General features: G+C 69.2%; 6 protein-coding genes. 5 read left to right on the top strand and 1 reads right to left on the bottom strand.

What is annotated here, in order from left to right; translation table 11 throughout:
• Positions 1–118 precede the first annotated feature (118 nt).
• Genes V6M46_RS16650 through V6M46_RS16640 form a run of 3 tightly spaced genes read left to right on the top strand, consistent with a single transcriptional unit; the run spans position 119 to position 3248 of the window.
• Positions 119–640, top strand: a complete 522-nt coding sequence (locus tag V6M46_RS16650; RefSeq protein WP_332667127.1) for a hypothetical protein — start codon at positions 119–121, stop codon at positions 638–640.
• A 44-nt stretch (positions 641–684) separates the two neighbouring features.
• A complete protein-coding gene (locus V6M46_RS16645) occupies positions 685–2061 on the top strand; it encodes a cystathionine beta-synthase (protein WP_332667125.1) in 1377 nt (458 codons plus the stop codon).
• On the top strand, positions 2058–3248 hold the full coding sequence (locus V6M46_RS16640) for a cystathionine gamma-synthase (protein ID WP_332667124.1): 1191 nt from the start codon (positions 2058–2060) through the stop codon (positions 3246–3248). Before V6M46_RS16645 ends, V6M46_RS16640 begins: the two co-directional genes overlap by 4 nt.
• Positions 3249–3313: 65 nt before the next feature.
• Here V6M46_RS16640 and rmuC read toward each other — a convergent pair whose 3' ends face one another.
• Positions 3314–4654, bottom strand: coding sequence for a DNA recombination protein RmuC (rmuC, locus tag V6M46_RS16635; RefSeq protein WP_332667122.1), 1341 nt, complete (start codon positions 4652–4654; stop codon positions 3314–3316).
• Between the two features lie 102 nt (positions 4655–4756).
• On the opposite strand from rmuC, the gene V6M46_RS16630 reads away from it, so the two are divergent.
• Together V6M46_RS16630 and V6M46_RS16625 are read left to right on the top strand one after the other, a co-directional pair.
• The gene (locus tag V6M46_RS16630) at positions 4757–5377 is read left to right on the top strand and encodes an NAD(P)H-dependent oxidoreductase (RefSeq protein WP_332667120.1); all 621 of its coding nucleotides are present in this window, start codon (positions 4757–4759) and stop codon (positions 5375–5377) included.
• Between the two features lie 175 nt (positions 5378–5552).
• Positions 5553–6200 (top strand): hypothetical protein, encoded by a 648-nt coding sequence (locus tag V6M46_RS16625; RefSeq protein WP_332667118.1) that lies wholly within the window; start codon positions 5553–5555, stop codon positions 6198–6200.
• Positions 6201–6317: the final 117 nt, after the last annotated feature.

Below are 6317 nucleotides of genomic sequence, written 5' to 3'. Positions count from 1 at the left end.
CGACTCTTGGTAACCGAAACTTCACGTGACGGTCGAGGAGGAGTCCAAAACGCAAAAGGGCGCTGAAGGCAATCGACCAGCGGCGGCACCACGAGAGACGCCTTATCCCCCGCCAGACGTGTCCTGCCTCGAGGACCAGGAAGGTATCCAGCAGTGCTACCCGCGGACGTTCGAAGAGGACGAGGACCCTGATGATCCGGAGCTGACTGAGGGGGACGTCCTCCGCGCGGTGCGGGAGATCGGGTTGCCGAGTCTGCAGGTGCAGATCCAGCCCGGCGAGGAGACGCTCGTCAACGTCGAGACGATCTTCTACGCCGAGCCCGAGCCCTTCGAACGCAGCATCACGCTGCTCGGCTTCGACATCGACCTGGTCGCCGAACCGGTCCGCTACACCTGGATCCACGACGACGGCACCGTGGCGACGACGAGCCGCCCGGGCAAGCCCTACCCGGCGATGGACGTGACCCATCGCTACCGCGAACCCGCCGACGACGTGCATCCCCGGGTGGACGTGACCTACCAGGTTCGCTACCGCGTCGACGGCGGCGCATGGCAGACCATCGGGCAGACGCTGCTGGCATCCGGACCGGCCGCAGAGCTCGATGTCCGCGAGGCCGCACCCGTCCTCACCAGGCCCTGACAACGCGAGGATCCCGCTGGGCTGACGAGTGCAAGAATGACGGTATGCGCATTGCAAACCACATCGTTGAGCTGATCGGCAACACCCCGCTGGTCCGCCTCAACTCGGTCATCCCCGCGGGATCCGCGACCGTGGCCGCCAAGATCGAGTACCTCAACCCCGGCGGCAGCGCCAAGGACCGCATCGCGGTCAAGATGGTTGAGGCTGCCGAAGCCTCAGGGGCCCTGAAGCCCGGCGGAACGATCGTCGAGCCGACCTCCGGCAACACCGGCGTCGGCCTCGCGCTCGTCGCCCAGCAGCGGGGCTACCACTGCATCTTCGTGTGCCCCGACAAGGTCAGCGAGGACAAGCGCAACACCATGCGGGCGTACGGCGCCGAGGTCGTGGTGTGCCCGACCGCGGTGCCGCCGGACCACCCCGACAGCTACTACAACGTCTCGGACCGCCTCGTACGCGAGACCGAGGGCGCCTGGAAGCCTGACCAGTACTCCAACCCCGCCGGCCCCGAGAGCCACTACGAGACCACAGGCCCCGAGATCTGGGCCGACACCGACGGCAAGGTGACGCACTTCGTCGCCGGCGTCGGCACGGGCGGCACGATCACCGGCGCCGGCCGCTACCTCAAGGAGGTCTCCGGCGGCAAGGTCAAGGTCATCGGCGCCGACCCGGAAGGCTCCGTCTACTCCGGGGGCACCGGACGGCCCTACCTCGTCGAAGGTGTCGGCGAGGACTTCTGGCCCAGCGCGTACGACCCGGCGGTCCCCGATCAGATCATCGCGGTCAACGACGCCGACTCGTTCGACATGACCCGTCGCCTCGCCCGCGAAGAAGCTCTGCTCGTCGGCGGATCGTGCGGCATGGCAACCGTCGCGGCGCTGCAGGTTGCCGAGGAAGCCGGCCCCGACGCCCTCGTCGTCGTGCTGCTGCCGGACGGTGGCCGCGGCTACCTCTCCAAGGTCTTCAACGACGACTGGATGTCGTCGTACGGGTTCCTCCGCGAGCCGCTCGACGGCAAGGTCCACGAGATGACGGTCGGCGACCTCCTGCGGTCCAAGTCCGGCGGCATGCCCGACCTCGTCCACACCCACCCCTCGGAGACGATCCGCGACGCGATCGAGATCCTCCGCGAGTACAACGTCTCGCAGATGCCCGTCGTCGGACCCGAGCCGCCGGTCGTCATCGGCGAGGTCGCGGGCAGCGTCAACGAACGCGCGCTGATCAGCGCCGTGTTCGAGGGACGTGCCCTGCTCACCGACGCCGTCTCGCAGCACATGGAGCCGCCGCTCCCGCTGCTCGGCTCCGGCGAGAGCATCGACGAAGCCCTCGAGGCGCTGCACACCAGCGACGCGGTCATGGTCATCGAGGACGGCAAGCCGCTCGGCGTGCTGACCCGCCACGACCTGCTGGGGGTTCACGTATGAGCGAGCCCTACGACAAGCTCAGGGACCGGGACGGGTCAGGCGAGGGCGCTTCGCAGGGCTTCGCGACCCGGGCGATCCACGCGGGCTATGAGCCCAATGCCGAGAACGGCGCCGTCAACGTCCCGATCTACGCGTCCTCGACGTTCGCGCAGGACGGGGTGGGCGGGATGCGCTCCGGCTACGAGTACGCCCGCACCGGCAACCCCACGCGTACGGCCCTCGAGGCCAACCTCGCCGCGCTCGAGGGTGGCGCCCACGGCCGGGCGTTCAGCTCCGGCATGGCGGCCACCGACTGCGCGCTCCGTTCGCTCCTGCGCCCCGGCGACCACCTGGTCATCCCTGATGACGCGTACGGCGGCACGTTCCGCCTGATCGACAAGGTGTTCACCCAGTGGGGCATCACCTACACCGTCGCCGCGGTCAACGACCTCGACGCCATCCAGGCCGCGATCCGGCCCGAGACCAAGGCCGTGTGGATCGAGACCCCGACAAATCCCCTGCTCAACGTCGGTGACATCGCCGCGATCAGCGAGATCGCACACGCGGCCGGCGCCAAGTTCCTCGTCGACAACACCTTCGCGTCGCCCTACCTCCAGCAGCCGCTGGAGCTCGGCGCCGACATCGTGCTGCACTCGACGACGAAGTACATCGGGGGCCACTCCGATGTCGTCGGCGGAGTGCTCGTCACCGACGACGAAGAGCTCGACACCGCGTTCGCCTTCCTCCAGAACGGTGCCGGCGGCGTGCCGGGGCCGTTCGACGCCTACCTCACGATGCGCGGCGCCAAGACGCTCGCGGTGCGGATGGACAAGCACTGCGACAACGCCGAGGCGGTCGTGGACTTCCTGCAGGGACACCCGGCCATTGCATCGATCCTCTACCCAGGCCTGCCCGAGCACCCGGGCCACGTGGTCGCGGCGAAGCAGATGCGGCGGTTCGGCGGCATGATCTCCGTACGGCTCGCCGGTGGCCGCCAGGCTGCGCTCGACCTCTGCGCCCGCACCGAGCTGTTCACCCTCGCCGAGAGCCTCGGCGGCATCGAGTCGCTCATCGAGCACCCCGGCGCGATGACGCACGCCTCGACCGCGGGATCGCTGCTCGAGGTCCCGGACGACCTCGTACGCCTGTCCGTCGGCATCGAGGACATCGGCGACCTGATCGGCGACCTGGAGCACGCGCTTCGATGACGTGACGAGTTGCAGGGACACGCCGATGCGAGCCTGCAACTCGTCACCCTCAGGGGTGCGTTGACCTAGGCAGTGCGTTCGTCGTCGTCGGCGATCGGCAGGCCGACCTGCTCGAAGTCGATCTCCGGCCGGGCGATGCCGGTCTCCTCGAGGGCGGTGAACTCGCTTGCCGTGAGCCGGCGTGTGTCGCCCTCGATCTGCTTGACCTCGCCCAGCAGCCTGGCCTCGTCGATGCCGTCGAGCTTGCGGGCGGTCACGAGCACACGGCCCTCGAGCGAGCCGGCGAAGTCGTTGTAGGACCGGACCGTGGTCTCGATGGACCGACCGAGCTTGGACACATGCTCGGACAGCTTGCCCAGGCGCTTGTAGAGCTCGCGACCGAGGTCGACCAGCTCCTGCGCGTTCTCGGCGAGGTCTTCCTGCTTCCAGGTCAACGCGACCGTCTTGAGCGTGGCCCACAGGTTGACCGGCGTCGCCAGCACGATGCCCCGGCTGAAGGCGTACTCCAGCAGCGTGGGATCGGCATCCAGCGCGGTGTTGAGGATCGCCTCGCTCGGGATGAACGCGATCGTGTATTCGGGGCTGACCGGCAGCCCCGTCCAGTACTCCTTGCCGGCCAGGGCGTCGACGTGCCCGCGAACCTGCTTGGCGTGCTGCGTCTGGAGCGACTTGCGCTCGGTGTCGCTGATGTCCTCGCGGAACGAGTCGATGAACGCGCTGAACGGCACCTTGGAGTCGATCGCGACCTGCTTGCGGCCGGGCAGCTTGATCACCATGTCCGGGCGGCGGGCGCCCGAGTCGGCGGAGATGGACTCCTGCACGGAGTAGTCGATGCGGTTGAGGAGTCCGGCCGACTCGACCAGCGTCTTGAGCTGGAGCTCGCCGTAGGCACCACGCACCGAGTTGTTGCGCAGGGCGGCCGACAGCGTCTCGGCGGCCATCTTGGACTGCTCGGCACTCTGTCGCGTCGCGCGGATCTGCGCGGCGAGGTCGCCGTGCTGCTGGCTGCGCTGCTTCTCGAGGTCGAGCACCTTCAGCTGCATGTCCTTGAGCTGGGCGGCGACCGGCGCGAGCTTCTCGAGCACCTTGCTCTCGGTCTGTGCGGCGGCTTCGCGCTGGCGGGTCTCCTGCCGGTGGGCCTCGACGGTCTGACGGTGCTGGTCCTGCGCCAGGACGAGCTGCTCGCGGAGGCCCTCGACCGATGCGCGTGCTGCGGCGAGGTGCTGCTCGACCTCGGCCCGCTCGATTGCCGCCTCGTGGCGGACCTGGGCGAGCGCCGCGCTGTGCTGCATCTCGAGGACTCGCGGATCGACGCCCGCCTGACCCGCGCGCGGGGTGCGGCCGAGCAACCAGCCCAGCACGAGTCCCAGCGCGAGTCCGACCGCGAGCATCAGCAATGTCTCCATGCGCTCAGTCTCGCAACCGGGACCGACACAATCGTGGAGACTGGCCGATGACACGCCCGATCACCCGGCGATGAGCGGTGGGGACTGCCAGAATCGTCAACCATGGCGACCGTGATCCTCCTCCTTGCCCACCCACGGGCCACGAGCTTCTGCCACGCCCTCGCCGAGCGGATCGGCGAGCGGCTGCTCACCCTGGGCCACGAGGTGCGGTCGCACGACCTGTACGCCGAGCTGTTCGACCCGGTGCTGACCGCCGAGGAGTCGCACACCAGCGGCGAGACGATCGAGTCGATCCTCGCGCGCGAGAACGACCCCGTCGTCGCGCGGCATCGTGAGGAGCTGCGGTTCGCCGACGGCCTCGTCGTGGTGCACCCCAACTGGTGGGGCATGCCGCCCGCCATCCTCACCGGATGGATCGACCGGGTGGTCGTGCCCGGTGTCGCCTATCGCCTGGCCGAGGCCACCGGCTACCCCGAGCCGCTCGCCCCCCTCACCGAGCTGATGGTCGTCAACACGTCCGACACGACGGACGAGCGGGAGCGTGATCTCTACAAGGATCCGCTCGCCTCGATCTGGGGTCGGTGCGTCGCGCCCTACCTGGGCGGCCCGCGAGTCACCCGCCGGGTGCTCCGCCCGGTCGGCGACTCGACCGACGAGCAGCGCGCCGCCTGGCTCGACGAAGTGGACACACTGACTTCGGAGACATTCGGTTCCGCCCCCTAGGGCATCTCTCCCAATTCGATGGCCGGCTCGCGCGGCCCCGCATCCCGCCCGGCGGCGTTCTCCTCCTTCGCCGCACAACCCCGGTGCGGTTCAGTCGTCGGCCTTGCCGGACGGGCGCGGATGCCACGCTCCCTGATCGGCCACCAATTGGGAGACACGCCCTAGTCTGGCCGGTATGTCTCGACGTCGCGGATTCCTGGGTGAGGTGTCCTGGTTCCAGCTTGCCGCGAGCGTGCTCGCCGCCGTCACCGCCGCCTGGCTCGCCTCGCGGCTCGGCGTCGCCGGCACGCTCGTGGGCGCCGCGCTCGGCAGCGCGGTCGTCACCGTCACCTCGGCGTTGTACGCCCGTACGCTCGACAAGGGGCGCACGCTGCTCGTCACCACCGCCAGCGGCACGGTGATCCAGCGCCGGGTCGAGGAGGACGGCGAGATCGGCGAAACCATCGAGCAGGCCGGCGAGGTCGGCCCCGTCAAGGGCGCCGAGTTCGTCGAGGACGAGGCCAGGGGCCGCCTGCACTGGAAGACGATCATCGTCACGACCGTCGTCGTGCTGGCCCTCGCGCTCGCCGCGATCTCGACGTACGAGCTGCTGTCCGGGCGTACGCTCGACGGCTCCAAGGGCACCACGATCGGCGACACGTTCGGCGGGACCAGGGGCAACCCGGAGCCGAGTGAACCGACGAAAGAGCCCACCACGACTCCGCCCGAGACCGCACCCACGACGACCCCGACGCCGACACCGACCACCCCCGCACCGAGCCCGTCCGCGACGACTCCGACGCCCACCCCGACGCCCACCGAGTCGACCGGCCCGGCGGAATGAACCCCGGCATGGCGACGTTGACCCGGCCGACGCCCTGGAAGGAGGCTTCATGACCATCTACCTGACCCCGAACATCAGCGACGACACGATCGAGTCGCTCGACCTGTTCGACGCCTA

The organism is Aeromicrobium sp. (assembly GCF_036676885.1).
Taxonomy (GTDB): domain Bacteria; phylum Actinomycetota; class Actinomycetes; order Propionibacteriales; family Nocardioidaceae; genus Aeromicrobium.
Note: the sequence above shows the minus strand (reverse complement) of the source record. Positions and strands in the feature narration are given on the sequence as shown.

Bases quoted from the DNA above. Each gene is read 5' to 3' on its own strand.
- V6M46_RS16645 (WP_332667125.1), top strand. From the start codon at position 685: ATGCGCATTGCAAACCACATCGTTGAGCTGATCGGCAACACCCCGCTG.
- V6M46_RS16640 (WP_332667124.1), top strand. From the start codon at position 2,058: ATGAGCGAGCCCTACGACAAGCTCAGGGACCGGGACGGGTCAGGCGAG.
- rmuC (WP_332667122.1), bottom strand. From the start codon at position 4,654: ATGGAGACATTGCTGATGCTCGCGGTCGGACTCGCGCTGGGACTCGTG.
- V6M46_RS16630 (WP_332667120.1), top strand. From the start codon at position 4,757: ATGGCGACCGTGATCCTCCTCCTTGCCCACCCACGGGCCACGAGCTTC.
- V6M46_RS16625 (WP_332667118.1), top strand. From the start codon at position 5,553: ATGTCTCGACGTCGCGGATTCCTGGGTGAGGTGTCCTGGTTCCAGCTT.